Source organism: Corallococcus carmarthensis, from assembly GCF_003611695.1.
GTDB classification, from domain to species: Bacteria; Myxococcota; Myxococcia; order Myxococcales; family Myxococcaceae; genus Corallococcus; species Corallococcus carmarthensis.
On record NZ_RAWE01000138.1, the window covers coordinates 1 to 25,952 of the forward strand.

Below are 25,952 nucleotides of genomic sequence, written 5' to 3' on the forward strand. Positions count from 1 at the left end.
TTGGCACCCAGAGCGAGGACGGCAGCCGCTTCGTCGAGCGCATCCTCACGGCCGTGATGAGCCTCAGGAAGCAGGAGCGCAACGTGCTCGACGCTCTCACTGCGTCCCTTGAAGCCCATCTCCACGGCACTCCCGCACCATCGCTGCTGCCCGGGACCTGATTCACGCTCGCGGTCGCCAGACCCCGTGAACGCTTACCCTTCCTCAATCCGGACGTGGACCCGGGACGTTCCATCGTCGCCTACGTAGATCATGAACTCCCCTGCATTGGGGGCGAGCGTCTTTGTGTCGGGGGCATGCGTGCGACTCCACTCAGTAGCCCTGCTCACCCATTTCCAGTCGCTTGGATGCTCAGCCCTCGCGGGGAGCCGCCGCGCGTGACAGCCGGTCTCGCACGGCGATGCCCAGGCCGCTCGCGGTGGGTAGACAGGCCACGAGCACGTCGTGGCCCTGTTCGTCGGCTTCCCTCAGCCGGGCATAGAGCACCCGCGCGGCCTCCGCCGGTTCCCCTGGCACATCCAAGCGCTGCACATCGCCAGGCAATGACAGTGACGCGGGGCCCAGCACTCCCACGCGCAATCCCTGTGCACGCAGTGCCTCTACCCGCCGCACGACTTCATCCGGCTCCGCGAGCACCACGCCCGCCCGGGGCGCGTAGTGTGATGCCAGCGAACCCGATACGCGCACCGTGGCGGACGTGCGCACCGGCACCCTACGCCCCAGCACGCGCTCCACGTCCTCCGTCGCCAGACCTCCGGGTCTGAGAATCGCCGGGGCGCCGGAGGACAGGTCCACGATGGTCGACTCCACGCCCACCGTGGACGGACCTCCGTCCAGCACCAGATCCACGTCGCTGCCCAAATCTCGCTGCACGTGCTCCGCCGTCGTCGGGCTCACCCGTCCGAAGCGGTTGGCGCTTGGCGCGGCCACGCCTCCGCCCAGCCGCTGAAGCACCTCCAACGCCACGGCGTGTCCCGGCACTCGCAGCGCCACCGTGTCCTGGCCTCCCGTCACCGCGTCCGTGGCCCTCGACGTGCGCGGGAGCACCAGCGTCAGTGGCCCCGGCCAGAAGGCCTTCGCCAGCGCCTTCGCTTCGTCCGGCACCACGCGGGCCCACTCGGACAGGTGCTCCGCTCCCGGGATGTGGACGATGAGCGGATGGGTCGCGGGCCGGCCCTTGATGGCGAAAACACGACGCACGGCCAGTTCGTCCTCGGCGTTGGCCGCGAGCCCGTAGACCGTCTCTGTTGGCAGGGCGATGACACCGCCGCGTCGCAGCAATTCGACTGCACGGTCGAGGAGGTCGGGAGTAAGCATGCTCGGGCCGCACTGTCTCCCCAGGAGAAACCATGGGCAAGTCGCACGTTTTCGATGCGCGCAGCCAGATGCCAGTCCCCGCCGCCGACCTCTTCTCCTGGCACACCCGCGAGGGAGCCTTCGAACGCCTGTCGCCTCCCTGGGAGACGGCCGAGGTCGTGGACCGCTCCGGCGACGGCATCCGCCCCGGCGCCCGCGTCGTCGTGAAGCTCCACCTGGGCCCCATTCCCCAACGCATGGTCGCGGAGCACACCGCCTACGTGGAGGGCTCCTCCTTCCAGGACACCCAGCGTGAAGGCCCCTTCGCGAAGTGGATCCACGACCACCGCATGAACCCCGCGGGCGCCCATGCCTCCATCCTGGAGGACGCCATCCAGTACGAGCTGCCCGTGGGGACGCTCGGGGACACCTTCGGCGGTGGCTATGCGCGAAAGCGCCTGGAGCACATGTTTTCGTACCGCCACAACCTCACTCGCATGGACCTGAAACGCCATGCCGCCTTCGCGAATCAGGGCCCGCTCACCGTGGCCATTGGTGGCGCGTCCGGCATGCTGGGCTCCGCGCTGTCCGCGTTCCTCTCCACTGGCGGCCACCGCGTGAAGCGGCTGGTGCGTGGCCGTGCGAACCCGGCTCGCGGTGACATCTCCTGGGCTCCCGACAAGGGCACCGTCGACGCGGCGGGCCTGGAGGGCGTGGACGCGGTGGTGCACCTGTCCGGCTCCAACGTGGGCGAGGGCCGGTGGACCGACGAGCGCAAGCAGGAGATCCTCAAGAGCCGCACGCAGAGCACCCGCCTGCTGTCGGAGACCCTGGCCCGCGCCACCCGCAAGCCTCGTGTGCTCATCTGCGCCTCCGCCGTCGGCTACTACGGCAACCGGGGCGAAGAAGAGCTCACCGAAGCATCCTCCTCCGGCGATGGCTTCCTCGCGGACGTCACGCGCCAGTGGGAGGCCTCCACCGCGCCAGCCCAGGAGGCGGGCATCCGCGTGGTGCACCTGCGCATCGGCGTCGTGCTGGATTCTCGCGGCGGGGCGCTGGCGAAGCTGGCGCTCGCGACCCAGGCGGGCGGCGGTGGGCCCGTGGCGTCCGGACGCCAGTGGATGAGCTGGGTGTCATTGGAGGACGTGCTGGGCCTCATCCAGTTCGCCTTCTTCAACCCGTCCATCCAGGGCCCCGTCAACGCCGTGTCCCCGAACGCGGTGCGACAGGGGGAGCTGGCGAAGGTGCTCGGCAAGGTGCTCCACCGTCCCTCCGTGTTCCCGCTGCCCGCCGCCGTGGTGAAGACCGTGTTCGGCCAGATGGGCGAGGAGACCCTGCTGTCCAGCACGCACGCCCTGCCTGGCGTGGCCCAGGCCCATGGCTTCCCCTTCCTCCTGCCCGACCTGGAGGCCGCGCTGCGCTTCACGCTGGGCCGGACCACCGACGGCGCGGAATACCGCCACGGGTGAGCCCGTTGGGGCGGCGCCTGTCGTCCATTGCGGCGCGCCCGGTGCTTGACACTCCTCGGGAGGGGCGACAGAAGTGCGCCGCTTCCCCCTCGCGTCGAGGAGTCCTGATGATCCAGGTCGAAGGGCTGACGAAGTTCTACGGCGAGCACGCGGCCATCCGGGACCTGGCCTTCACCATCGGCCAGGGTGAGGTCATCGGCTTCCTGGGCCTCAATGGCGCCGGCAAGTCGACGACGCTCAAGATTCTCGGGTGCGTGCTGCTGCCCACCTCAGGCCGCGTCGTCATCGACGGGCACGACGTGGTGAGCCAGTCCCATGAGGTGCGCCAGCGCATCGGCTACCTGCCGGACGTGCCCCCCGTCTACGAGGAGATGACGGTGGGCGAGTACCTGGCCTACGTCGCCCGGCTGCGCGACGTGCCCGCCAAGGCCACCGCGTCCCATGTCGGAGAGGCCGAGGAGAAGACCGGCCTGCGCGACGTGCACGGCGAGGTCATCTCCACGCTGAGCCATGGCTACCGCCAACGCGTGGGACTGGCGCAGGCCCTGGTGCACAAGCCCGCGCTGCTCATCCTCGACGAGCCGACCAGCGGCCTGGATCCGCTCCAGATTGTCGAGATGCGCGACGTCATCCGAGGCCTCAAGGGCGCGCACACGGTGCTCGTGTCCAGCCACATCCTCCCGGAGATCTCGCAGACGTGTGACCGGCTGCTCATCATCCACAAGGGCACGCTGCTGGCGCAGGGCAGTGAAGAGGAGCTGTCGCGAAGCCTGGGCGGCCCGTCCATCGTGCTGGAGGTGCGGGGCGACAAAGCCCGGGCACTCGAAGCGTTGCAGGGCTTCGGCGCGGTGGAGGTACGGGAAGGAGCGGGTGGGGTGCTGGGCATGAAGGTCGCGGCGGCGCCGGACCTGCGGCCCCAGGTGGCGCGGGCGGTGGTGGGCGCGGGCCTGGAGCTCCTGAGACTGGACGCGAACGAGGGGCAACTGGAAGCGCTGTTCCTGCGCCTGACGCACGGGCAGGAGGTGCGGGCGTGAAGGCGCTCTTGATTGCGCGCCGCGAGCTGGCCGGCTACCTGCGCACGCTCAGCGGCTACGTCATCCTGACCATCCTCCTCGCGGTGAACGGACTGTTCTTCAACGCGTACGCCCTGGGCGGCGCGAGCAAGCGCTCCGCGGAGGTGCTGTCCGGCTTCTTCTACTACTCCAGCGGCTTCACCATCGTGGCGGCCATCCTCGTGTCCATGCGGCTGCTCGCGGAGGAGCGCCAGACGGGCACGCTGCCACTGTTGTACGCGTCGCCTGTGCGGGACCGGGACATCGTGCTGGGCAAGTTCCTGGCGGGGCTCGCGTTCCTGGCGCTGTACCTGCTGCTCACGCTCTACATGCCGCTCTTGGTGCTGGTGAACGGCAAGGTGTCCTTCGGGCACGTGGCGGCGGGCTACCTGGGGTTGCTCTTGCTGGGCAGCGCGTCGCTGGCGGTGGGCACGTTCGGTTCGTCGCTCGCGAAGAACCAGCTGCTCGCGGCCATCTTCTCCGCGGTGATGCTGGTGGCGCTCATCCTGTGCTGGCTCCTGGCGCGCATCACCGAGCAGCCGATGTCGGACGTCTTCAGCGCGATGTCGCTGTGGAACCAGCACTTCCCCCCGTTCCAGGCAGGGCTCATCCACGTGCGGGACGTCGTCTATTACCTGGTCGTCACCTACGTGGCGCTGTTCGCGGCGACACGGGTGCTGGAAGCGCGGAGGTGGCGATGAGCACGCCGGCTTCTTTCGGGACGGGGCTCGCCGCGACGGGGGCGTTCGTCGCGGGGCTCATTTCCGTATTCCTCGCGGAGCGGGTGCTGGGCGTGGGCTCCGGCCGTGTGGCGCTGGCCGCGCTGGGCACTGCTGTCGTGATGGCCGCGACGGCGTGGCGAGCGGTGCGGATGATCGCCGCGCCTCCCGAGCGGCGCGCGCTGGAGCGGTGGGTGCTCACGCTGTACGTCGTGGGACTGGCCGCGCTGGTGCTCTACTTCGTGAAGGGGGACGTGGGGACGGCGCTCTTCGGTGAGCCGCTGTCGCGTTCTGCGCCCCGGGTGTCGGGAGTGTTGGCGGTGCTGTTCCCGGCGCTGCTCCTGTGCTCGCTCGTGCCGCTGGCGATGGTGGAGGCCGCGCTCATGGCGATGGCGCGAGCGCCGGTGCCGGAGACGGGCCGGGTGCGAAGCGCGCTGTTCTCCGGTCTTGGCGTGGCGTTCGTCGTCGTGTTCGCGTTCGCGTCGACGTACGTGGCCACGCAGGCGGATGCAACCTGGGACCTGTCGTACTTCCGGACCGCGAAGGCGGGCGATGCGACGCGCAAGCTGGTGCGGGGCCTCAACGAGCCCCTCCAGGTGACGCTCTTCTTCCCGCCCGCGAACGAGGTGGGTGAAGCGGTGCGGCAGTACTTCCGCGACCTGGAACCGGAGAGTCCGCAGCTGGGCGTGGAGTCGTTGGATCAGGCAGTGGAGCCCGCGCGCGGCAAAGCGCTGGGCGTCAGCAACAACGGCTCGGTGGTGCTGTCGCGAGGGGACCGCAAGGAGATCCTCACGCTGGGCCTGGATCCGGAGCGTGCGCGCGGTCAGCTCCAGCGGCTGGACGCGGAGGTGCAGCGGCGCTTGCTGGCGGTGGCGAAGCCCCGTCGCATCGTCTACCTCACGGGAGGTCATGGTGAGCGCGCCGATACGCGGCCCGTTCCAGGAGAAGCGGCCCGGCCGTCGGTGGCGCAGTTCAAGGAGCTGCTGCGCTCTCAGAACGTGGACGTGCGCACGCTCACGGTGGCGGAGGGACTGGGCTCGGCGGTGCCGGGCGACGCGGCGATGGTGGCGGTGTTGGGGCCCACGCGTGAGCTGTTGCCGGAGGAGGCCACCGCGCTGCGCGAGTACTGGGAGCGGGGCGGACGGCTGTGGATCGCATTGGAGCCGGATGGCGCGGCGCTGGAGCCGCTGCTCCAGCCCATGGGGTTGAAATCGCTGCGCGTGCCGCTGGCGAACGACCGCGTGTTCTTCCGCACCACGCGTCAGCAGAGCGACCGGGGCAACCTGGGCACGGCGAGCTTCTCCTCGCACCCGTCGGTGACGTCGCTGTCCGCGCTGGGCTCGCAGGGCGCGGTGGCGTTCGTGGGCGCGGTGGCGCTGGAGCCGGTGACGCCGCCCGTGCCCGGCGTGTTGCTGGACACGAGCGTGCGCGCGCACGGAGAGACGTTCGCGGACCGCAACGGTGACTTCGAGCCGGAGCCGGGTGAGGCGAAGAAGGCGTGGCCGCTGGTGGTGGCGGTGGAGCGGCCGGCGGGGGAGGGGAAGCCCGCGCCGCGCGCGGTGGTGATGGCGGACGCGGATGCGCTGGGTGACGGCATCCTGGGCAACGTGGGCAATGCGTATCTCGCGGTGGACACGCTGCGCTGGCTCTCCGGCGAGGAGGCGCTCTCCGGCGTGACGACGAGCGAGGAGGACGTGCCGTTGCAGCACACGCGCTCTCAGGACGTCGTGTGGTTCTACGCGACGGTCTTCGGGATGCCGGTGGTGGTGCTGGCGGTGGGCTTCTTCGTGACGCGGCGGCGCGGACGGCGTGCGCCCCGGAGCACCGCGGTGGCGGGAGGTGCGCGATGAAGGCGCGCGACGTGGCGGTGCAGGGAGTGCTGGCGGGCGTGGCCCTCGTGGCCGCGTTCCTCGTGTGGCAGCGCGAGCCTTCGCGTGCGCCGGGGGAGGTGACGGTGGAGGACGCGCAGGCGAGCGCGCTCGACCGCATCCGCTACGACGAGGAGGCGCGCTTCGTGGAGTTGTTCCGCGACCCCCAGGACCGCGACACCGTCTGGGTCCGCCTGGGCAGCAAGCCCGCGAAGCCGGAGGTCGGACCTGGAACGACGGATGGGGGTGTGGCGCGGCCCGGTCCGGGAGATGCCGGGATGGATGCGGGCGCTCTCGCCACCGTGGACACGGACGCGGGGACACCCGCGAGCCCTGCTCCCGTGCCTCCGCCTCGCGAGCTGCGTGGCAATGACGTGGCGCAGAAGCTGTTTGCCCGCTTCGCTCCGCTGCGCGCGCAGCGGGACCTGGGCGTGCTGGACGACACGAAGCTCAACGAAATCGGCCTCGCGAAGACGGAGCGCGGCCTGACGCTCACGTTCGATGGAACACCCAGGACGTTCCGCCTCGCCGCGCCCGCGTCTGGCTGGGGCGCGCCCTATCTCCAACGCACGTCCGACGGGCACGTCTTCCTCCTCGGCCCCGCGCAGCTCACGGACCTGGAGGCCGCCGCCAGCCGGCTCGTGGACCGGCGCCTTCACACCTTCGACGTGGACGGCTTCGACCGCGTCGTCATCACCACCGGCACCACGTCCCGCGCCTTCGTCGCCAGCGGCAAACCCCCAGGCGCCGTGCAGCTGTCGCCCGTGGACGCCCCGGCCACTCCGGATGACTTCGCCCGCAACTGGCACGACCGGTTGTGGCGCCTCACCCCCGTGGACTTCCTGGGCCGGGGCGAAGCCCCTCCGGGCCTTGCCCCCACGCCCGCCTTCCGCGTGGAGTACCAGCGCGGCGGCAAGACCGTGGGCGAGCTCTCCATGGCGAAGGCGTCCGACAACTCGTGGTACGCGCGCACGGAGTTCACCCCCGGATGGGCGCGCATGGGCGGCGGGCTGGAGCTCCTCGCCGAGGACGCCGTGAAGCTCACCGCGCCGCGCTGAGGCTCACGGCGTGGCGGAGTCCGCCGCTTCCACGTCCAGCCGCACGTCCACGAAGCTGTATGCCGGCCACGGCCCCGTGAACCGGAACGTGTACGCGTCCAGCCGCGCCACCAGGGACGTCACCCGCGCCTCGAACGCGGCCACCCGCGTGCGGTCCACCAGCCAGGCCGTGTTGAGCATCATCCGCTCACCCAGCGGCGGCGCCTCATGCGTGGCCTCCGCCAGTGGGCGCAAGCCCGCCTTCAAGCCGTCCAGGTCCTTCAGGGTGCAGTCGCGCAGCGCCGCTTCCAACCGCGCCTCGTGGTCCTCCTCGGGCTCGGAAGCGCCGCGCGCCAGTCCGGGCTGCTGCTGCTCCAACTGGCGCGTCAGCGCGTCGCCGTTGCAGTACACCTTCAGCCCCAGCTCCACCCGGCCCTCCAGCTCCGACAGCGCGCGGGTCAAAGGCGCGCGCGCCACGCGCAAGAGCTCCCGCACGCGCTCCTCCGACGGCAGCACCGTCCCGAAGGCCACCGGCACCAGCGTGTGCTCGCGCACCACGGCCTCCGTGACGCGCTGGTGCATCAAGAGGTGCGTCCGCGTGGGCACCACTCGCGGGCCCGCCACGTCGGACACCAGCGCCGTGAGGCCTCCCTCCCGCACCATGCGCACCGGGGCGTCACCCAGCCCCGCCAGTTCCGGCGTCCATCCGCCGTCCTCGCGCACGACACCGTAGAGGTAGTGCGACCGTCCCTCCCGCGAGGACTCCGCCTGGGTCTTCGCCGTCATGACGGGCCCACCTCCATGCAGAAACGGCTTTCAGCGCGCGGATGCCGCCTCGCGCCGGGCAATCATCTTCTTCACCTGGTCCACCAGCGCGTCCGGCAGGCACGGCTTGGTGACGTACGCATCACACCCGGCCTCGTTCGCGTCTTCCGAATGGCCCTTCAGTGCATGCCCCGTGAGCGCCACCACCGGGATGCCCTTCGTGCGCGAGTCGCCCTTCAGCCGGCGCGTCGCCTCCCAGCCATCCATCACCGGCAGCGACAGGTCCATCAGGATGACGTCCGGCACCAGCTCGAAGGCCTTGTCCAACGCCTCCTGGCCGTTCTTCGCCTCCGCCACGCGGAAGCCGGAGAACTCCAGGTACTCCGCGTACATCTCCCGGGCATCCTGGTAGTCGTCCACCACCAGCACGAGCGGCTTTGGTTTTTCCGGGGTGTTCGTCATGTCCGTCTCGCGCGTCTTGGAAAGTGCAGGGTGAAGGTCGAACCCTGGCCCGGGGCGCTCAGCAGGGAGACGCGTCCCCCCAACATCGCGGCCAGGCGGCGGCAGATGGACAGGCCCAGGCCCGTGCCCCCATAGGCCCGCGTCGGCGAGCTGTCCACCTGCTGAAAGTCCTCGAAGATCTTCTCCTGGTTCGACACGTCGATTCCGATGCCGGTGTCCTTCACCGAGATGGCCACGGTGCCGGTGGCGTTTTGATACTCCACCGCCACGTGCACGCCGCCCTCGTGCGTGAACTTCAGCGCGTTGGACAACAGGTTGAGGACGATCTGCTTCACCTTCTGTCGGTCGCTCCACACGCCCGGCAGCCCTTCATCCAACTGCGTCTCCACCGTCAGCTTGCTGCGCGCGATGATGGGGTCCATCTCCGCCATCACCTCCTGGAGCAGCTCCGGGATGCCGAAGTCCGACAGGTGCAGCGGCATCCGCCCCGCCTCGATGCGGGTGATGTCCAGGATCTCGTTGATGACCTCCAGCAGGTGCCGCCCGTTGGAGTCGATGCGCGTGAGGTTGCGGCGCTGCGGCGGCGTCATCTCTCCGGACACGCCCTGGAGCAGCATGTTCGTGTAGCCGAGGATGGCGTTGAGTGGCGTGCGGAACTCATGCGACATGTTGGCCAGGAACTGCGACTTGGCCGCGCTCGCCTGCTCCAGCTGGATGGCCTGCCGGCGCAGCAGCTCGTTCTGCTCCGCCAGCTCCGCGGTGGCGGACTGCACGCGCGCCTCCAGCTCGCTGGAGACCTCCTTCACGCGCTCCAAGAGCCGCGCCCGCTCCAGCACCTCCGTGCGGTCGTGGAAGACGGTGACGATGCCCGTCAGCTCGCCCCCGTCGCCCAGCACCTTGTTGGCCATGGCCTCCATGGGCACGGGCGCGCCGGTGGACGGGTCATCCAGCGTCAGCTGGCTCTTCCAGCGCGACACGCCCGCGTTCACCGGCCCCAGCAGGTTGGCGAGGAAGGACGCGAAGAGGGCGTCGTTGGCGCGCACCCGGCGCAGGTGGGCCTCGCCACTGGGACCCTCTTCACGGGGCAGCGCGAAGAGGCGCTCGGCCGGGTCGTTCATCATCACCATGCCGCCCGTGGGGTCGGTCAGGATGATGGGGTCCGCCACCGAGTCCAGCACCCGGTCCAGGCGGTGGCGCTCGCTCCGGGCCTCGCGCTCCGTGGCGCGCAGCTGCCGGTAGCTCTCTCCCAGGGCCTGCGTGGCGCGGCCCAGGTCCGTCAGGTTGCGCAGCACGCTCACCACCACGGACGGCCCGTCCGGCGCCAGCACCGGCGTGGTGACCAGCTCGAAGAGCAGGTCCATGCCCTCCAGCGGATCCACCAGCGGCACCTCGCGCCGGTGCACCGCGGTGCCGCCCTGCGCGAGCGTCTCGCGGAACAGGCGCTGGTTGAGCTCCACCGCGCGCATGCGGCCGGGGCTCGCGTCCGGGCCCGCCACCAGCAGCCCTTCCGCGCGGCCGTTGGCGAAGAGCAGCGTGCCCTCCGTGTCCGTGAGCAGCACCGGATCCGACACCGCGTTGATGACCCGGCGGAGCAGCCGGTCCGGCTCCGGCCGGCGCGGCCCCCGCGCATCCGAGGCCAGCTGCCGGGCCAGGAGCGGCCCCGCCGACGACGCCACCCACGCCACGTCCTCCGGCACGGTGGGGCCGGGCAGCCCCACCACCAGCAGCGCGGCCGCGGGCGCTCCGGACCGGCCCAGCGGCACCGCGAAGAACCCGCCCGGCATCACCGCGCCCTCCAGCGCGTCCGCCGCCAGCCCGCGCGCTCCAGGGCGGGTGCGGAAGGCGGCGAGCGGCGAGCCGGGCGCATCCCACGCCCGGGTCAGCGAGGCCTGCTGCGCGACCGTCAGCCCTTCGCTGGCCAGGCACACGGACGCGGCAGCGCCATCCCCCGGGCCCAGACAGGCGGCCGGCGCGCCATGCCTGCGCGCGAGCCACTCCACGACTGCTCGTGCGCAGGCGACGGCGGACTCGCAGGCGAGCAGGTGCTCGGCGAGCACGAGGCGCGCCCCGGGATCGGCTTCGGCGGGGGGCAGCGGGGCTGGAGACGCCACGACCTTACGCTCCGGGTGAAGGGGGACGCGGGGGACGGCCGCGTTCCGGCGAGTCTGCGGTGCGGACCTCCGAAAATGCCACCACGATGCGCGTCTCGCCCTCCAAAGGAGTGGCGCGGCCCAGGGCCTCCAGGGCCAGCGTGTCGAAGCGCAAGCCCCTGTCCAGCAGGCGGTCCAGCACGTCCACCAGGCTGGCCCCACCAGCCACGCGTTCCACGGGCATTCGGCGCATGCTCCTTGGGTCCGCCCGGCGCGAACCTTCGGGTCCAGGGCGGGTTCTAACGCGCTGGCGTCCCCGGACCCCAGTCCCGTCCACGCCCGCCCCCTGACTGACCAACACCCGGGGCGGGGCTCTGTTGGATCGCATACACCCGGCGCTGGGCAGCCAACCGGGCAGGGCTCGGCAGGCGTGGCTTATGCCCGGGGGAGCGGATTCCTAGCCTTTCTTCATGAACGACGAGCGGCAGCACAAATCCCTCTGGACGGTGACCACGCCTCCCCGGGACTTCCCCTCCCTCCCTGGGGACCTGGACGTGGATGTGGCCATCATCGGGGGAGGCATCGCGGGCCTGACGACGGCCTGGCTGCTCAAGCGCGCCGGCAAGAAGGTCGCCGTGCTGGAGATGCACCGCGTCCTCTCCGGGCAGACGGGACAGACGACCGCGCACCTCACGGAACTGCTGGACACGCCGTACACCACGCTCTTGAAGGACTTCGGTGAGAAGGGCGCCCACCTGGCCGCGTCCTCCAGCCGGGCCGCCATCGAACAGATTGCCTCGTTGGTGGAGACGCTCGCCATCGACTGCGGCTTCACCCGCGTGCCGGGCTTCCGCTACGCGGAGACGGAAGCCGAGCTGCGCGAGCTGCTCCATGAGGTCTCCGCCGCGCGACAGGCGGGGCTCTTGGCGTCCTTCACCAAGGAGGTGCCGCTGCCCTTTCTCGTGAAGGGCGCGCTGCGCGTGGAGGATCAGGCGGTGTTCCACCCGCGCCAGTACCTGCTCGCGCTCGCGGACCGCATCCCGGGCGACGGCTGCCACCTCTTCGAGAACACCCAGGTCGTGGACCTCCACGACGGCACGCCCTGCCGCGTCGTCACGGAGAAGGGCACCGTGACGGCGAAGGCCGTGGTGGAGGCCACCACCACGCCGCTCAACCGCGTGGCCATGCACACCAAGCTCTCCGCCTACCGCACCTACGCGGTGGCGGCCCCGCTGGAAGGCTCGCTGGAGCCGGGCCAGTACTACGACAGCCGCGACCCGTATCACTACATCCGCACGCAGCGGGTGGACGGCGTGCCCCACGTCATCGTGGGCGGTGAGGATCACAAGGTCGGAAGCGAGGACGACACCACCTCCCGCTTCGCCGCGCTGGAGGAGTACGCACGCGAGCACCTCCCCGTGAAGCGCATCACCCACCGCTGGTCCGGCCAGGTCATCGAGCCCGTGGACGGGCTGCCCTTCATCGGCCGCAACGTGGGCAGCCGCCACGTGTACGTGGCCACGGGCTTCTCCGGCACGGGCATGACGTTCGGCACGCTCGCGGGCATGGTGCTGTCGGACCGCATCCTCGGCAACGAGAACCCCTATGCCGCGCTGTACGACGCCGGCCGCGTGAAGCCCAAGGCGGGCGCCAAGGACTTCATCCAGGAGAACGCGGAGGTGGCCTTCCGCTTCGTCGCGGACCGGCTGGCGAAGCCCGATGGGCACCACCTGGCGGACGTCGCGCCGGGCGAGGGGAAGATCCTGGAGGTGGAGGGCCGCAAGGTGGCCGTGTACCGCGAGGACGACGGCACGCCGCACGCCGTGTCTCCGGTGTGCACGCACCTGGGCTGCCACGTGCACTGGAACAACGCGGAGCGCTCCTGGGATTGCCCGTGTCACGGCGGCCGCTTCAGCCCCACGGGCCGTGTGCTCAACGGCCCCGCCATGAAGGACCTGCCGTCGCGGAAGCTTCCGGTGAAGTGAGAAGTGTGTGTGGGTGGGCTTCCCTTCGAGCGAGCCCGCCCCCATCTATCAGCACGTCCATTTCATTCATTGGGGGCAAGAATGAACGCGCTGGAGCTGATCAAGCAGCAGCATGAAGAGGTGTCCAAGCTCTTCAAGAAGTACGAAAAGCTGAAGGATCACGACGACGAGCAGCGCCAGGAGCTCTTCGAGCAGATCGCCGACCGGCTGGGCGCGCACGCGAAGATTGAAGAGCTGTACCTCTATCCCGCGATCAAGAAGGACGACACGGAGGACGAGCTGCGCGAGGCCGTCGAAGAGCACCTCGCCGTCAAGCGCCTCATCGCGGACCTGCTGGACATGGAGCCGTCGGACGAGGAGTTCGACGCGAAGATGAAGGTCCTCCAGGAGCAGGTGGAGCACCACGTCGAGGAGGAGGAGAAGGACCTCTTCAAGGCCGCGCGGAAGATCCTCACCAAGGATCAGCTGGACGACCTGGGCATCCAACTGGAGGAGGAATACGACGTCCTGATGGAGGGCGAGCCCCGCAACGACGTGCCGGAGGAGACGGAGCACGCCGCGCCCATCTAGCGCGCCGCGTCCGAAGCAAGACAGGGGTTGCGCGTGGCGTGGGGCCGGGCAGCATGCGGTCCATGCCGCGCGCTCCTGTTTCCACCCCTGTGATGCTTCCGGATGCGTATACGCCCGCCGTGCGCCGCGCCCTCGTGCGCGCGGACCCCACGCTGGGCAAGCTGTTCAAGACGGTGGGCCCGTTCCGCCTGGAGCTGAGCCCGCTGCACAGCCCCTTCGAGGCGCTGGCGCACTCCATCGTCTACCAGCAGCTCCACGGCCGCGCGGCGGCGACCATCTTCGGGCGCGTCTGCGAGCGCGTGGGGAAGGGCAAGGGCTTCACCCCGGAGAAGCTGCTCGCGCTCCCGGACGCCACGCTGCGCGAGGCCGGGCTGTCCGCGAACAAGCTGCTGGCCATCCAGGACCTGGCGCGCAAGACGGTGGACGGCACGGTGCCGACGCTCGCGCGCGTGCGCCGCATGTCCGACGCGGACCTCATCGAGCACCTCACGCAGGTGCGCGGCATTGGCCAGTGGACCGTGGAGATGCTGCTCATCTTCCGCCTGGGCCGTCCGGACATCCTCCCCGTGGACGACTTCGGCGTGCGCAAGGGCTTCATGGTGCTCAACGGCCTGAAGGAACAGCCCAAGCCCAAGGCGCTGCTGGCCTACGGCGAGCGCTGGCGTCCCTTCCGCAGCGTGGTGAGCTGGTACCTGTGGCGGGCGGCGGAATCTGCCCGTAGGCACCTTCGCACCGCCGGAGGCCAGCTAGCCGAGCGAGGGCCGGGCGCGCACCGTCCCTTGTCTTACCGCGCGGGCGTCCCCACCCGTTAGGGACGGAGGAATTCCCGCGCATGCGTGCACTCACGTACCAGGGCCCGGACGTCTGCATCACCCACCGCTTCCCGCTGGAGCAGGCGCCGGACGCCTACCGCCTGTTCGCGCAGAAGCGCGACGGCTGCGTGAAGTGCGTCCTCATGCCGCACGGCCACGCGTGAACGGCTGACTTCATCCGCTCGCAACAGGAGGCACGTCATGCCCCAGAAGACGCCGCAGAGACCGCGCCGCGCGAAGAACGGCACCCCGAAGTCACGGGCGAAGGCAAAGCCGCCGCAGGCCGTGGATCAGGACCCCGCCAACCGCCCGGGCGTCCCCATGGAGACGGCGCCCAAACCGCTGGCGGGTGCGCGCGTGCCCATCGCGCTCCAGCACGCGGACGTGCCGGTGTTCAAGCACGCGGGCCGCAAGCAGATGCCGCCCGTGTTCGGCACCGCCCAGCCTCCGAAGGGGCTGAGCGGCTGGATTCGAAAGGCGGCCTACGCGAAGCCGGACCACAAGCCCGGCCACTGGATGCTGCTGCTCCTGGCGGACCGCGTGGACGTCTGGGAGCACCGGCTGCGGAGGTCCCTTCCGTGGGCCGCTCCTTCCGCGGCGGTCCTCGTCGCCGGCCTGATGTGGCGCGCGCGCAGGGCGTAGGCGCGGCTCAGGCGTCCCGGCCGTTGTAGGGGAAGGGCTTGAGGGTGGACAGGTCCACGCCGTCCACGCAGCGCAGGTTGACGGCGAACATGTCCTTGCCGTCCGGGCCCTTGCCGGTGGCGTAGGACTCCACGCCGCAGGTGGGGCAGTGCAGATGGTTGATGACCTTCTTGTTGAACTGGTAGGACTTCACGTGGTCCGCGCCGGAGAGGGACTTGAACTGCTCCGGCGGGACGAACGTCAGCACCGCGCCCAGCTTGTGGCAGATGGAACAGTTGCAGCTCACCACCTGCGCCAGGTCCGTGGTCGCCTCGTAGCGGACCTGTCCACAGTGGCAGCCACCCGTATACGTCTTCATCTCCGCCATGGTGCTCTCTCCGATGCTGCGTGAAGCCCGGGCCGGAGCATGCGCTCCGCCCACCCGGTGCGTGTGACGCGCATCAATGAACGGAGGCGGTGGGGACCGCAAGCGCGCAGGTTCCTCCCGGCGCGCTTGCGGCGGTGCGTCACGTCAGTCCGCGTACGTCGTCACGGAGACCATCCGGACGAAGCGGCGGTCGGTGCTCACCGCGGCGATGGCGAAGCCCTGCGTGTAGCCCGGGGCGCCGCACCCGCGGCAGCTCCAGCCTGTCCTGTAGAGCCGGTTGCTGTTGCGCGAGATCTCCGTGATGTAGGCCACGGCGCCCTCCACCTCGTCCACGTTGTAGCTGTACGCGCTGAGCTGCCCGATGAGCTCCCGCACGGTGATGGGCTCGAAGATGCTGGCCTGCGGACCGAAGGCCATGCTGAAGGCCTCGCCCAACGTTTGCTGGTTGGCGACGCCCTGGCCGTTGGGGATGTAGCCCTCCTGGATGCGCGCGCCAGAGAACGAGCCGGTAGCGCCGAACAGCACCGCGGGAGTCTGGGCGACGGGGCTCAGGTACAGCGGGTAGCCCGTGAAGATGGCGTCGTTCACCTCGTAGAAGTCCGCGAAGTACTTCGCCGCGGTGCCCGTCAGCGACTGCTGGAACGGCGTGTCGTTGCGGCGGGTGGTGAGGTAGGCGCGCTCGGCGCTGTCCACGCCATAGACGCCGCCGGTGTCGTTGAGGAACGCGTCCAGCGCGGTCCGGATCTCCGAGCGCAGGATGGTCGTGCCGCCGGGGCTGCTGGGGCTCTTCGCGGCGGTGATGCTCGCCTCGAAGGCGGGGATGCTGGTGGTGGACGTGGCGAACGCGGCCGGAGCGGTGAGCAGGGCCAGCGCGCCCACGAGCGACGTCATCGACAGGGTCTTCATGGGAACCTCTTCATTCGCGGCCCGTCACGGGCGCGCGTTCAGGGGGGAACCTCGAACGACGCGGTGGCGAGTACCACGCGGCCCTGACACGGCCCGCGTGAGGTTCCGGTGACGCGCGCGCCCGTGACACCCCCGTGATGGAGCGTGTCGCGAGGCTGGAAACTTTCACGGTGCGGGCCGCGCGGCGGTGCGGCGCCTCAGTCGTTCCCGTAGTCCGCCGTCCACACGGAGACCATGCGCACGAAGCGGCGGTCCGTGCTCACCGCGGCGATGACGTAGCCCCGCGTGTTCCACGGCGAAAAGCCGCACCGGCGGCAGGTCCAGTCCGCGACGTAGAGCCGGTTGCTGTTGCGCGAGATCTGGGTGATGTACGCCACGGCGCCCTCCACCTCGTCCACGGTGGGGGTGCTGCCCTTGATGGGGGTACCGAGCCTCTCGATGAGCTCCTTCACGGTGATGGCCTGGAAGGCGCCGACGGGCGGCTCGAAGTAGGTGGTGAACGCGGTGGCCAGCGTGGACTGGTTGGCGATGCCCTGGCCGTTGGGGATGTAGCCCTCCCGGATGTCCGCGTTGGACGCCAGCGGGCCGGTGGCGCCAAACAGCGACGCGGCGGTGCCGGCGACGGAGCCCTGGTACAGCGGGTAGCTCGTGAAGGTGGCGTCGTTCAGCTCGTGGAAGTCCGCGTAGTACTTCGCCGCGGTGCCCGTCAGTGACTGCTGGAAGGGCGTGTCGTTGAGGCGGGTGGTGAGGTAGGCGCGCTCGGCGGTGTCCACGCCCGTGGCGCCGCCGGTGTCGTAGATGAACGCCTCCAGTGCGGGCTTGAGCTCCGAGCGCAGGATGCGCGTGCCGCCGGGGCTGTTGGGTCCTTGCGCCGTGGAGATGCTCGCCTCGAAGGCGGGGATGCTGGTGGTGGACGAGGCGAACGCCGCCGGAGCGGCGAACAGGGCCAGACCGCTCAGCAGCGACGTCATCGGCAGGGTCTTCATGGGGACCTCTTCATTCGCGGCCCGTGTCACGGGCGCGCGTTCAAGGGGGAGCACCGCGAACGACGCGGTGTCCAGTACCACGCTCCCCTGACGCCACTCACGCCGGTGACACGCCCGTGAATCAGCGTGTCGCGAGCCTGGAAAGTTCTTACGGGACGGGCTGCGCGACCGTGGGGGCGGGCGCGTGACGGCGCAGGGGCGCGAGCAGCGCGAGGAACGCGGCGGACAGCGCGACGCCCAGCAGGAACACGTTCGCGTAGCCCAGGTTGCCGTACTTCGGATCCGCGAGCACTCCCGCCAGTGGCCCCGCGGGGGCCTTGCCCGCGACCTCCACGCTGGCCAGCAGCGTGTAGTGCGTGGCGCCAATGCGCCGGTCCGTGCGCGACATCATGAACGCGAACATCACCGTGGTGAGCGCGCCGCCGAAGAACTCCTCGGTGAGGGTGACGCCCAGCACGCCCGCGTCGCTGACGCCCGCCCGCGTGAGCAGCCACCGCCCCGCGAGCGGCAGCAGGCGCAGCGCGCCGGTGAGGGCCACCGCCCGGAGCAGCGGCAGCCGCGCGGCGAGCAGCCCCCCGCACGTGGACCCCAGCAGTGACGCGGCGGTGCCCCACGTGCCCACCCACAGGCCAATCTGGCCGGGGGTGTAGCCCATGTCCACGAGGAAGGGCTTGTAGAGGACGTCGGACATCGTCTCGCCCAGCTTGTACGTGCCGATGAAGAGCAGCAGCCACCCGGTGCCCGGCACGGTGAGCGCGGTCTTGATGCGGGCCCAGAGCGCGGGCCAGTCCAGCTTCGGTGACTCCGGGCCTTCGGCCTCGCGCGGGGGCGGCTCGCGCACGAAGAGGACGATGGTGAAGACGGCCATACACAGCGCGGCCATGGCGAGGAACAGCCCGGACCAGCCGATGCGCGAGCTGGCCCACACCAGCAGCCCGCCGCCGGTGAGCATGCCCAGCTTGTAGCCCACCACCTGCGCGGTGTTGCCCGGGCCCAGCTCCTCCGGACGCAGCAGGTCCACCGCGAAGCCGTCCACCGCGATGTCCTGCGTCGCGGCGAAGAGGTTCATCACGAAGATGAGGCCCAGCAGCAACGGCATCGAGTCCCGGCCCGCCGCGAACGAGGCCCCGACGCACGCGAGCGCCAGGCCCGCCTGCATGGGCAATATCCACGACCGCCTGCGCCCGATGCGCGCGGAGCCGTAGCGGTCCACCAGCGGCGCCCACAGGGCCTTGAGCATCCACGGCAGGGACAGCGCGCCCGCGAACCCCAGCGCGGCCAGCGACACGCCGCGCGAGCGCAGGTAGACGGGCAGCGCCGTCACCTGGAAGCCGAAGGGCAGCCCCTGCACGAAGTACAGCGCGCACAACAGCCACAGCCGGGACGGGATGCGTCGCATGGTCGTTGCGCGAGCATAGGCACGCCCTCCGGTGTCCGTCGCGGGCCTATACTCGCCGTTCCAGTCACCACCCCCAGGGAGACGCATGCAGGAGCGAGCCGCAACCGAGTCGGGACTCATCGTCGTGGAGCTGTCCGCCGAGCACGAGCTGGAGGCGGACCACGTGGACGCGGTGGTGGACGTGAAGGCCTCCTCGTTCTTCACCGGCAACGCGGCCTTCACCAACGCGCGGGAGGTGGCCTCGCTGGTGAGCCGCATGGGAGAGCTGGGCGTGCAGGACTCCGCCTTCACCCTCCAGTCGGTGCAGGCGGAGACGACGGAGGGACTGCTCACGCGCTCCTCGTCCGCCCTCTATACGGTGCGCATCCGCCTGGTGGACATGGGGAGGGTGGGGGATGTGCTCGCCGCGCTGTCCGGCCTGAAGCAGGCGACGCTGCGCGAGATGCGCTGGGGCTACACGCACGAGCCGGAGGCCCGGCAGGACTGGCTGGAGGCGCTGGCCCGCGAGTCGGTGAAGAAGGCGCGCCGCGTGGCGGCCGGGCTGGGCGTGACGCTGGCCGGGCTGCACCGCTTCTCCGAGCGCACCTGGGAGTCGCGGGCCTTCGGAGCCAGGCACGGCGGCTATGGCGGCGGCGGGGATGAGGACGTGATGCCCATGGCCCCGTCGGGCAGCTACAGCGTGAAGCGGACGGCCGCGCTGGGCTTCCCCGTGTCCCACCGCAAGAAGGTGCTCGTGATGGCCACCGCGGAGTTCCAGTCGCACCCGGCCCCCGAGTCCTGAAGCGCTCGGGGCCGGATGGCTCTGCTCACGGCGTGGCGCCGGGCGTGTGCTTGAGCACGAGCGCCTCCAGCCGCTGGAGCGCCTTGTCCAGCGTCTCCCACGACGGGCCGAAGGACAGGCGCACGTAGCTGCGGAAGCGCGAGGCCCGCGCGCGGCGCTTGCCGGGGTTCACGTCGAAGAACTCACCGGGCACGGTGATGACCTTGTGCTCCAGCGCGGCGCGGAAGAAGGCCATGCCGTCGTTGAGCGGCGCGGGCAGCCCGGACAGGTTGCCCCAGACGTAGAACGTCCCGTCCGGCGCCCGGTCCGTGCGGATGCCCAGCCGCTCCAGCCGCGAGTGGAACCGGTCCCGCTTCTCCCGGAACGTGGAGTGGATGGCGCGCGTCTCCGCCACCACCGTGTCCTCCTGGAGCAGGGGAATGGCCGCGCGCTGCAGCGGCCGGCTGCCACCGCCGTCCAGGAAGCTGCCCGCGCTGGAGACCGTGTCGATGACCTGCTTGGGCCCCACGGTCCACGTCATGCGCCAGCCCGGGTAGCGCCAGTTCTTGGTGAGCCCGTCGAAGAGCACCACCGGGTCGCGGTTCACGTCCTCCACGTACCGCGCGGCGCTCTCCACCGGCAGCACGCCCGGGCGGCCCGTCCAGATGTAGTGCGAATAGAACTCGTCGATGAGCAGCGTGCACTCCAGCTCGCGCGCCACGCCCACCCACCGCGCCAGCTCCTCGCCCTGCACCAGCTTGCCGGTGGGGTTGCACGGGTTGGAGAAGAGCAGCGCGGACAGCCCGCGGCCTTGAATCTCCCGGCGCAGGTCGTCGTGCGTGAAGGCGTAGCCGCGCTCGCCCTCCAGCAGGATGGGGATGGCGGTGAACGCCTTGAAGACGTCCAGCAGCTCTTCGTACGCGGTGTAGTCCGGCAGGAAGTGGCCCAGGTTCACCTGGCCCAGGCTGGCCGCGGCGCGGGTGAGGGCCGCGCGGCCGCCGCCGGACAGGCACACGTTCTCCGCGCTGTACTGGCTGGGCAGCCCCTTGCGGTAGAGCCGGTTGTAGAGCCCCGCGATGGCCTCCCGCACCTCCCAGAGGCCCGCGACGGGCGCGTACTCCTGGTCCGCCATGTCCACCGTCACCGCGTTCACGCGCGGCGGGGCACCGGGCAAATCCCCCGTCTCCGGCTGACCCTGGCCCAGGTTGCACCAGTCCGGGTCGCCGGGACGGTAGCCGCGGCGCGTGGCCTCGGCGGTGACGAAGATGACGCCCGTGCGGGGCACGGTGCGAAACGCATGCAGGGGGACGCTGTCGCTCACGGCACGCACGCTAGCGCGCCCCCTGCTTCGGTGCAGCCTTTAGCCTTCCAGTGAGGCCCGCAGGAACCAGGCGTGCTTCTCGAACTCGGTGATGATGCCCGTGAAGAGGTCCACCGTGTCCGTGTCCTTGAGGCCTTCGGCCGCCGAGCGGCTCTCGCGCAGGCCGGCGAGGTACACCTCGATGCGCTCGGCCAGGAGCTTCACGTGCTCCAGGTCGCGCGAGGTCTCCTGCGGGTACTCCGGCAGGCGGCTGTGCTTGCCCACGTGGCGGCTGGTGCCGTACGCGCGCCCGCCCAGCGTCACCGCGCGCTCCGCGATGGAGTCGTTGTGGTTCGCCAGGCTCACCGCGAACGTTTCGAACAGCGGGTGCAGCGCGGCGAACTGCGGGCCCTTGATGTTCCAGTGGGCGACCTTGATCTGCGAGTGCAGGTCCAATCCGTCCGACAGCCGCTCGTTGAGGGTGGCGGAGATGGCGGTGCGGGCCTGTTCGGAGAGGGGACTCGGGCTCTTGTAGAGGGCCATGACGAACACGTTCCTTTCGGGTGGAGGGTGGGACGCCGGAAGCGAAAAGACAGCGCCCCCCGGTGTCTTCCACCGGAGGGCGCCAGTCACTTCCAAGAGATAACGGCGAGGGGACTAGGACTCCAGTCCAACCGCCGCCGCGTGGATGACGCTCGCGATGCGGACCGCATCGTGCACGTGCTCCTCGCTGAGGCCGCCTTCCAGCACGACCTTCTCATGCGACTGGATGCACATCTCGCAGCCGTTGATGGCACTGACCGCGAGGCAGACCAGCTCGAAGTCCACCTTGTTGGTCAGCACCTGGGCCAGCCGGTTCATCCGCAGCCCGGCCCGCTTGGTCGCGTACGACTCCTTCCCGACCATGTGACGGAATCGGTAGAAGACGTTGTTCATCGCCATCAGCGAGGCCGCCGCACGCGCGTCCTCGATGACCGGCGTGGCCTTGTCGCCCAGTGCCTGCTTCGCCTCGTTCAGCATGGCCTCCTTCAGCCGCTCGTTCCGGGCGGCGAAGGCGCATGCCACGGCCGTCCCCCAGCGCTGCTCGGGGGTCAGGCTTCCCCCCTCCAGTACGGCGGAGAGGTTGAGGCGGGTGTCCTTGTGGGCGTCCGCGAGCTCGCTGCGGACGACTTCGAGCGAAGCCATGGTGCCTTACCCCGCCTTCTGCAGCTTCGTGGTGAGCGTCTCCTCACCCTTCTGCCAGTTGCACGGGCACAGCTCGTCGGTCTGGAGCGCGTCCAGCGTGCGGACGGTCTCCTTGACGTTGCGGCCCACGGACAGGTCGTTCACGGACACGTGGCGGATGATGCCCTCGGGGTCCGCGATGAACGTGGCGCGCAGGGCCACGCCCTCTTCCTTGTGCAGGATGCCCAGCGCGCTGGACAGCTCGCGCTTGATGTCCGCCAGCATGGGGAAGGGCAGGTTCTTCAGGTCCGGGTGGTGCGTGCGCCACGCGTGGTGCACGAACTCGCTGTCGGTGGACAGACCCAGCACCTGCGCGTCGCGGTCCTGGAAGTCCTTGTTGTGCTTGCCGAACTCCGCGATCTCCGTCGGGCAGATGAACGTGAAGTCCTTCGGCCACGCGAACAGGACGGTCCACTTGCCCTTGTACGTGTCGTTGGAGATGTCCTGGAACTCCTTGTTCTTCTCCAGGCTCACGGTGCCCTTCAGCTTGAAGTTCGGAAGCTTGTCGCCAACGGTCAGCATGGGATTCGACTCCTTGGGGATGGGGGGCGGGCCACCGTGGTCCACCCCAGAGGTTGTGGTTGCTACGGGATAAAGCAGCCACCGTGCCAGTGACTCAACTGCCGTGATTCCAGGGGTTTATCTCATCCCCTGTCATCTACACCGGCGGGTCGGTGACGCCGGGATGGTGCATAACGAAATCCCGGTGTGTTCTGCCACTGCAATTTCGGTGGGCCGCTATTATCGCTAACACATGCCGGATGAACTGATGGGGCGCCACCCGGAAGTGACGCAGGATGCTCGGGAGCTGGTCGAGCTGGCAACCACCGAAGAGGGGGTGGGAGAGCTGCTCCGTCGGGGATTGGACTGGGTGTCCCGCGTGGTGCCCTTCGACCTGGCCACGCTGTTCCTGCTCAAGGAGGGACGGCTGGAGGCGGTGGCGGCGCGCGGCCCGCTGGCGAACCAGGCGGTGCGCAAGCACTCGCTGCAGCTGGCGGACTTCCCGTCCCTGAAGCATGCGCTGGAGACGCGGCGCGCGCGGGCCTTCACGGAGGAGGACCACTCGCACGGCGACGGCGACCCGTTCGACGGGGTGTTGGACCTGCCCGCGGGGCACGCGTGCATGGTGGTGCCGCTGTGCGCGGGGGAGCGCTGCTACGGCGTGCTGACGTTGGACCGCGCGCAGTGTGAAACGTACGCGCAGCCGGTGGTGGACCTGGTGGAGGTGTACGGGCAGATGCTGGCCACGGCGCTCCAGGGCGCGGAACAGCGCGCGACGGCGGAGCGGCTGCACCGCCAGGACCACGAGCACGCGAAGCTGCTGGAGTCACAGCTGGGCGGGGACTCCGAAGGCATCCTGGAGACGTCGCTCAGCCCGGTGATGCGCGACCTGTCCCTCCGCGCGCGGCAGGTGGCGGAGACGGACACGCCCGTGCTGATCACGGGTGAGACGGGCACCGGCAAGGAGCGGCTGGCGCGGGCCATCCACCGCTGGAGCGCGCGGGCGGATCAGCCCTTCGTGTCGCTCAACTGCGCGGCGATTCCGGCGGGCCTGCTGGAGAGCGAGCTGTTCGGCCACGTGAAGGGGGCCTTCACCGGCGCGAACCGCGACCGGGCGGGCCGCTTCCAGATGGCGCACGGGGGCACGCTGCTGCTGGATGAGATTGGCGAACTGCCGGTGGAGCTGCAGGCGAAGCTGCTGCGCGCGCTCCAGGAGAAGGCGTTCGAGCCGGTGGGCAGCGACAAGACGGTGCGGGCGGACGTGCGCATCCTCGCGGCGACGCACGTGGACCTGCACCAGGCCATCGCGCAGAAGCGCTTCCGCGAGGACCTCTTCTACCGCCTGAGCGTGTTCCCCCTGCGCCTGCCGCCCCTGCGCGAGCGGCGCGAGGACCTGCCGCAGCTCACCGTGTTCCTCCTGGAGGAGCAGGCGAAGCGGACGGGCCGGCGGGGCATGCGGGTGATGGCGTCGGGGCTTGTGCGGCTGGCGTCGTACGACTGGCCGGGCAACCTGCGCGAGCTGGCGAACGCACTGGAGCGCGCCACCATCCTCACGCGCGGCCAGGAGCTGACGGCGCAGTCCTTCGACCTGCCGGGAGAGCGCGTGAGGGAAGTGCCGGCCGCGGTGCCGGTGGAGGACACCCCGGCGCCGCTGCCCGCGGGGGCGAAGGTGCCCACGCTGGCGGCGGTGCAGCGCGAGCACATCCTGCGGGTGCTCACGCTCACCCGGGGCCGCGTCTACGGCGAGGGAGGCGCGGCGGCGCTGCTGGGACTCAAGCCGTCCACGCTGCAGAGCCGGATGAAGAAGCTGGGCATCGCGCGGCTGGAGGGCTTCACCGCCGCCGAGGACGCGTGACGGACCGTCAGTGCCAGCCGCTGTCCTCGCGGGCCTCGCGGTGGTCCTCGCGCGTCTCCTGGCGGTTCTGGGACTGCTCGGCGCGGGCGAGCTGGACCAGGTCGGCGATGAGCATGCGCTTGCGCGAGAGGCTGCCGCTGTCCATCCGGCCGTAGAGGCCGTTGAGCTCCTGGGAGATGGAGCGCGTCTGCTGCAGGGCGCGGGACTCCTGGCGGGCGTCGCGCACGTCGTCGCGGTGGTCCTTGCGGTCGTCGTAGCGGTTGCCGTCGTGGTGCACCTCGCGGGCGCTGGTGCGCGCCTCCTTCTTGTCCTGGGACAGCTCGCGGCGGGACTCGCTCAGCTCCGACGCCACGTAGCCGCGCAGCTCGTCCTCCACCTGGAGCAGGTCGCGGCGCGCGGAGCGGCCCCGGGCGGAGTCATAGCGGGAGAGCAGCGACTCCAGCTGCCGCAGGTCGTGATGATCATCGCGGGTCTCGCGCGCGTCCTGCCGCAGCTCCTGGCGGTCACGGGTCTGCTCCCCGTGGTTGTTGCCGCGGGGACCGCCTGCGTGAGCCAGGGCCGGGAGGGACAGCGCCATCGTTGCCAGCAGCCACTTCGCCATGGGGGAGGCTCCTTCAAGTGCTTCGGATGCCCGGATGGACGCAGCTTATCGCCGCGCATTCACTGTCCGGGACTTCCCCCATGGGTGGGAGCGGCGCCTACGACACCGCGGGTGCGACCGGGCGCGGCTTGGAGGGCGCCACGGGGTAGTGGGCCTCCTTGCCGAAGGGCTGGTCGAACAGGTGCGGATCCGACTGGCGCGAGCGGAAGAGGTCCACGATGTAGTTCATCCGCTGGTCCAGCTTGCTCCAGTCCTTCGCGGCGGTGCCCTTGAGGCTGTCGGGCGTCTTGTCCATGCGGCCCAGGAGCTCCTTCAGCTTCGGGTTCTCGAGGGTGCGCAGGTGCGGCGGGAAGAGCGTGGACTCCATGCCCGCGGGGGGCGGCAGGTCGTTGCCCAGCTTGAGCGCGCCGCCGGGCACCGCGAGCTTCATCATGTGCTCGGTGGCGATGCCCCGGAACACGCCGGCCAGCTTGTCCACCAGCGGGTTGACGACCAGGTCCACCGCGCCCGTCTTGATGGCGGCCTTGGCGGCGAGGTTGGCGGGGAAGGGCAGGGCGTTGGCGCCCGCCTCGATGCTCTTCTTGAGGATGTTGGCGAAGACCTCCTTCACCGGCGCGTTGAGCGCCTTCTCCACGTAGCCCTGGAGCTGGGTCTGCTCGTGCAGGCCCACGGTGTCGTTGGCCAGGAGCATCAGCTCCGCCTTCTTGTTCGGGTCCTTCTCGAACATGGCCTTCGCGTAGTTGCCGAAGGCGTCCTTGAGCAGCGGCTTGTCCTTGGGGAAGCCGTCCAGGTACTTCTGGAGCTTCGAGGGGTCCAGCTGGGTGTCACCCTGGAAGGTCTCCACGAAGCGGGCGAACTCGTGGCCCACCTCCTTGAAGACGAACTGGTTGCCGTCGCCAATGGCCTTGCTGACGTTGTTGAGCGCGTCCGCGCCGGCCTTGGCGATGTCGCCGGTGGGCATGGCGGGCAGGCCCAGCTTGCGCAGCAGGTCGTCCACCTTGGACATGGCCTCGCCCAGGACGCCGCCGCCCTTGAGGACGTCCACGAAGGCCTTGGGCATGTCCTCCTGGCGGATGCTCACGCCGGCCTGCTTCGAGGCCCACGTCGCGTAGGTGGACCAGTTGGCGTTCTCCTTGCCCAGGAGCGTGCCCATGGCGTCGGACAGGTCGTGGTAGCCCTGGGTGATGGCCAGGTTGCGCGCGACGGGGTCCTTCATCGCGGCGATGTTCGCCACGTCCTTGGCGGTGGGGTAGCTGCCCGGCGTGGGGCGCGGGCCGCCCTGCTGG

General features: G+C 70.2%; 27 protein-coding genes. 12 read left to right on the forward strand and 15 right to left on the reverse strand.

Features of this window, described 5'->3' with window-relative positions; translation table 11 throughout:
- Positions 1-351 precede the first annotated feature (351 nt).
- Positions 352-1,317 (reverse strand): L-threonylcarbamoyladenylate synthase, encoded by a 966-nt coding sequence (locus tag D7X32_RS29085; RefSeq protein WP_120605821.1) that lies wholly within the window; start codon positions 1,315-1,317, stop codon positions 352-354.
- 32 nt (positions 1,318-1,349) lie between these two features.
- On the opposite strand from D7X32_RS29085, the gene D7X32_RS29090 reads away from it, so the two are divergent.
- The 5 genes from D7X32_RS29090 to D7X32_RS29110 all read left to right on the forward strand — a co-directional run bounded on the left by D7X32_RS29090 (position 1,350) and on the right by D7X32_RS29110 (position 7,462).
- Positions 1,350-2,765 (forward strand): TIGR01777 family oxidoreductase, encoded by a 1,416-nt coding sequence (locus D7X32_RS29090; protein ID WP_120605822.1) that lies wholly within the window; start codon positions 1,350-1,352, stop codon positions 2,763-2,765.
- Positions 2,766-2,872: 107 nt separating this feature from the next.
- Positions 2,873-3,799, forward strand: a complete 927-nt coding sequence (locus tag D7X32_RS29095; RefSeq protein ID WP_120605823.1) for an ABC transporter ATP-binding protein — start codon at positions 2,873-2,875, stop codon at positions 3,797-3,799.
- Positions 3,796-4,518, forward strand: a complete 723-nt coding sequence (locus D7X32_RS29100; RefSeq protein ID WP_120605824.1) for an ABC transporter permease — start codon at positions 3,796-3,798, stop codon at positions 4,516-4,518. Before D7X32_RS29095 ends, D7X32_RS29100 begins: the two co-directional genes overlap by 4 nt.
- Positions 4,515-6,386, forward strand: coding sequence for a motility-associated ABC transporter substrate-binding family protein (locus D7X32_RS29105; RefSeq protein WP_120605843.1), 1,872 nt, complete (start codon positions 4,515-4,517; stop codon positions 6,384-6,386). The genes D7X32_RS29100 and D7X32_RS29105 overlap by 4 nt, the downstream gene beginning before the upstream one ends.
- Positions 6,383-7,462, forward strand: coding sequence for a hypothetical protein (locus tag D7X32_RS29110; RefSeq protein ID WP_120605825.1), 1,080 nt, complete (start codon positions 6,383-6,385; stop codon positions 7,460-7,462). Before D7X32_RS29105 ends, D7X32_RS29110 begins: the two co-directional genes overlap by 4 nt.
- A gap of 3 nt (positions 7,463-7,465) precedes the next feature.
- Here D7X32_RS29110 and D7X32_RS29115 read toward each other — a convergent pair whose 3' ends face one another.
- From D7X32_RS29115 to D7X32_RS29130, 4 genes are read right to left on the reverse strand one after another with little or no spacing between them, the layout of a single operon-like run.
- Positions 7,466-8,227, reverse strand: a complete 762-nt coding sequence (locus D7X32_RS29115) for a GvpL/GvpF family gas vesicle protein (RefSeq protein WP_120605826.1) — start codon at positions 8,225-8,227, stop codon at positions 7,466-7,468.
- A gap of 30 nt (positions 8,228-8,257) precedes the next feature.
- A complete protein-coding gene (locus tag D7X32_RS29120; protein ID WP_120605827.1) occupies positions 8,258-8,668 on the reverse strand; it encodes a response regulator in 411 nt (136 codons plus the stop codon).
- Complete coding sequence (locus D7X32_RS29125; RefSeq protein ID WP_120605828.1) at positions 8,665-10,779, reverse strand: ATP-binding protein; 2,115 nt, start codon at positions 10,777-10,779, stop codon at positions 8,665-8,667. Before D7X32_RS29125 ends, D7X32_RS29120 begins: the two co-directional genes overlap by 4 nt.
- Positions 10,780-10,783: 4 nt before the next feature.
- Positions 10,784-11,002: a hypothetical protein gene (locus tag D7X32_RS29130; RefSeq protein ID WP_120605829.1), complete on the reverse strand. Its 219-nt coding sequence runs from the start codon at positions 11,000-11,002 to the stop codon at positions 10,784-10,786.
- 226 nt (positions 11,003-11,228) lie between these two features.
- On the opposite strand from D7X32_RS29130, the gene D7X32_RS29135 reads away from it, so the two are divergent.
- The 5 genes from D7X32_RS29135 (at position 11,229) to D7X32_RS29150 (ending at position 14,767) form a co-directional block, all read left to right on the forward strand.
- Complete coding sequence (locus D7X32_RS29135) at positions 11,229-12,743, forward strand: FAD-dependent oxidoreductase (RefSeq protein ID WP_120605830.1); 1,515 nt, start codon at positions 11,229-11,231, stop codon at positions 12,741-12,743.
- Positions 12,744-12,824: 81 nt separating this feature from the next.
- Positions 12,825-13,313 (forward strand): hemerythrin domain-containing protein, encoded by a 489-nt coding sequence (locus tag D7X32_RS29140; RefSeq protein ID WP_120605831.1) that lies wholly within the window; start codon positions 12,825-12,827, stop codon positions 13,311-13,313.
- A gap of 62 nt (positions 13,314-13,375) precedes the next feature.
- The gene (locus tag D7X32_RS29145) at positions 13,376-14,125 is read left to right on the forward strand and encodes a DNA-3-methyladenine glycosylase family protein (protein ID WP_120605832.1); all 750 of its coding nucleotides are present in this window, start codon (positions 13,376-13,378) and stop codon (positions 14,123-14,125) included.
- Positions 14,126-14,145: 20 nt separating this feature from the next.
- A complete protein-coding gene (locus D7X32_RS45600) occupies positions 14,146-14,289 on the forward strand; it encodes a hypothetical protein (RefSeq protein WP_158625780.1) in 144 nt (47 codons plus the stop codon).
- Positions 14,290-14,326: 37 nt separating this feature from the next.
- Positions 14,327-14,767, forward strand: a complete 441-nt coding sequence (locus D7X32_RS29150; RefSeq protein WP_120605833.1) for a hypothetical protein — start codon at positions 14,327-14,329, stop codon at positions 14,765-14,767.
- A 7-nt stretch (positions 14,768-14,774) separates the two neighbouring features.
- On the opposite strand, the gene D7X32_RS29155 is transcribed toward D7X32_RS29150, so the two are convergent.
- The 4 genes from D7X32_RS29155 to D7X32_RS29170 all read right to left on the reverse strand — a co-directional run bounded on the left by D7X32_RS29155 (position 14,775) and on the right by D7X32_RS29170 (position 18,425).
- The gene (locus D7X32_RS29155) at positions 14,775-15,134 is read right to left on the reverse strand and encodes a GFA family protein (RefSeq protein ID WP_120605834.1); all 360 of its coding nucleotides are present in this window, start codon (positions 15,132-15,134) and stop codon (positions 14,775-14,777) included.
- 144 nt (positions 15,135-15,278) lie between these two features.
- Positions 15,279-16,040, reverse strand: coding sequence for a hypothetical protein (locus tag D7X32_RS29160; RefSeq protein WP_120605835.1), 762 nt, complete (start codon positions 16,038-16,040; stop codon positions 15,279-15,281).
- A 197-nt stretch (positions 16,041-16,237) separates the two neighbouring features.
- Positions 16,238-17,026: a hypothetical protein gene (locus tag D7X32_RS29165; RefSeq protein WP_120605836.1), complete on the reverse strand. Its 789-nt coding sequence runs from the start codon at positions 17,024-17,026 to the stop codon at positions 16,238-16,240.
- A gap of 148 nt (positions 17,027-17,174) precedes the next feature.
- Positions 17,175-18,425 (reverse strand): MFS transporter, encoded by a 1,251-nt coding sequence (locus D7X32_RS29170; RefSeq protein ID WP_120605837.1) that lies wholly within the window; start codon positions 18,423-18,425, stop codon positions 17,175-17,177.
- 85 nt (positions 18,426-18,510) lie between these two features.
- Here D7X32_RS29170 and D7X32_RS29175 point away from each other — a divergent pair, with 85 nt between their 5' ends.
- On the forward strand, positions 18,511-19,206 hold the full coding sequence (locus tag D7X32_RS29175) for an SIMPL domain-containing protein (RefSeq protein ID WP_120605838.1): 696 nt from the start codon (positions 18,511-18,513) through the stop codon (positions 19,204-19,206).
- A gap of 25 nt (positions 19,207-19,231) precedes the next feature.
- On the opposite strand, the gene D7X32_RS29180 is transcribed toward D7X32_RS29175, so the two are convergent.
- From D7X32_RS29180 to D7X32_RS29195, 4 genes are all read right to left on the reverse strand, one after another.
- Positions 19,232-20,506, reverse strand: a complete 1,275-nt coding sequence (locus D7X32_RS29180; protein WP_120605844.1) for a pyridoxal phosphate-dependent aminotransferase — start codon at positions 20,504-20,506, stop codon at positions 19,232-19,234.
- Between the two features lie 39 nt (positions 20,507-20,545).
- Positions 20,546-21,028: a DNA starvation/stationary phase protection protein Dps gene (dps, locus tag D7X32_RS29185; protein ID WP_120605845.1), complete on the reverse strand. Its 483-nt coding sequence runs from the start codon at positions 21,026-21,028 to the stop codon at positions 20,546-20,548.
- Positions 21,029-21,142: 114 nt separating this feature from the next.
- Positions 21,143-21,670 carry a carboxymuconolactone decarboxylase family protein gene (locus D7X32_RS29190; RefSeq protein WP_120605839.1) on the reverse strand — a complete coding sequence of 176 codons (528 nt, stop codon included), beginning with the start codon at positions 21,668-21,670 and terminating at the stop codon, positions 21,143-21,145.
- A 6-nt stretch (positions 21,671-21,676) separates the two neighbouring features.
- Positions 21,677-22,231 carry a peroxiredoxin gene (locus D7X32_RS29195; protein ID WP_120557013.1) on the reverse strand — a complete coding sequence of 185 codons (555 nt, stop codon included), beginning with the start codon at positions 22,229-22,231 and terminating at the stop codon, positions 21,677-21,679.
- A 232-nt stretch (positions 22,232-22,463) separates the two neighbouring features.
- Between D7X32_RS29195 and D7X32_RS29200 the strand changes: the two genes are divergently transcribed.
- Positions 22,464-24,065: a sigma 54-interacting transcriptional regulator gene (locus D7X32_RS29200; protein ID WP_244239247.1), complete on the forward strand. Its 1,602-nt coding sequence runs from the start codon at positions 22,464-22,466 to the stop codon at positions 24,063-24,065.
- Positions 24,066-24,072: 7 nt separating this feature from the next.
- Here D7X32_RS29200 and D7X32_RS29205 read toward each other — a convergent pair whose 3' ends face one another.
- Complete coding sequence (locus D7X32_RS29205) at positions 24,073-24,666, reverse strand: hypothetical protein (RefSeq protein WP_120605841.1); 594 nt, start codon at positions 24,664-24,666, stop codon at positions 24,073-24,075.
- 97 nt (positions 24,667-24,763) lie between these two features.
- Positions 24,764-25,952: hypothetical protein (locus tag D7X32_RS29210; protein ID WP_120605842.1), on the reverse strand; the 1,189-nt coding region annotated here is incomplete at its 5' end.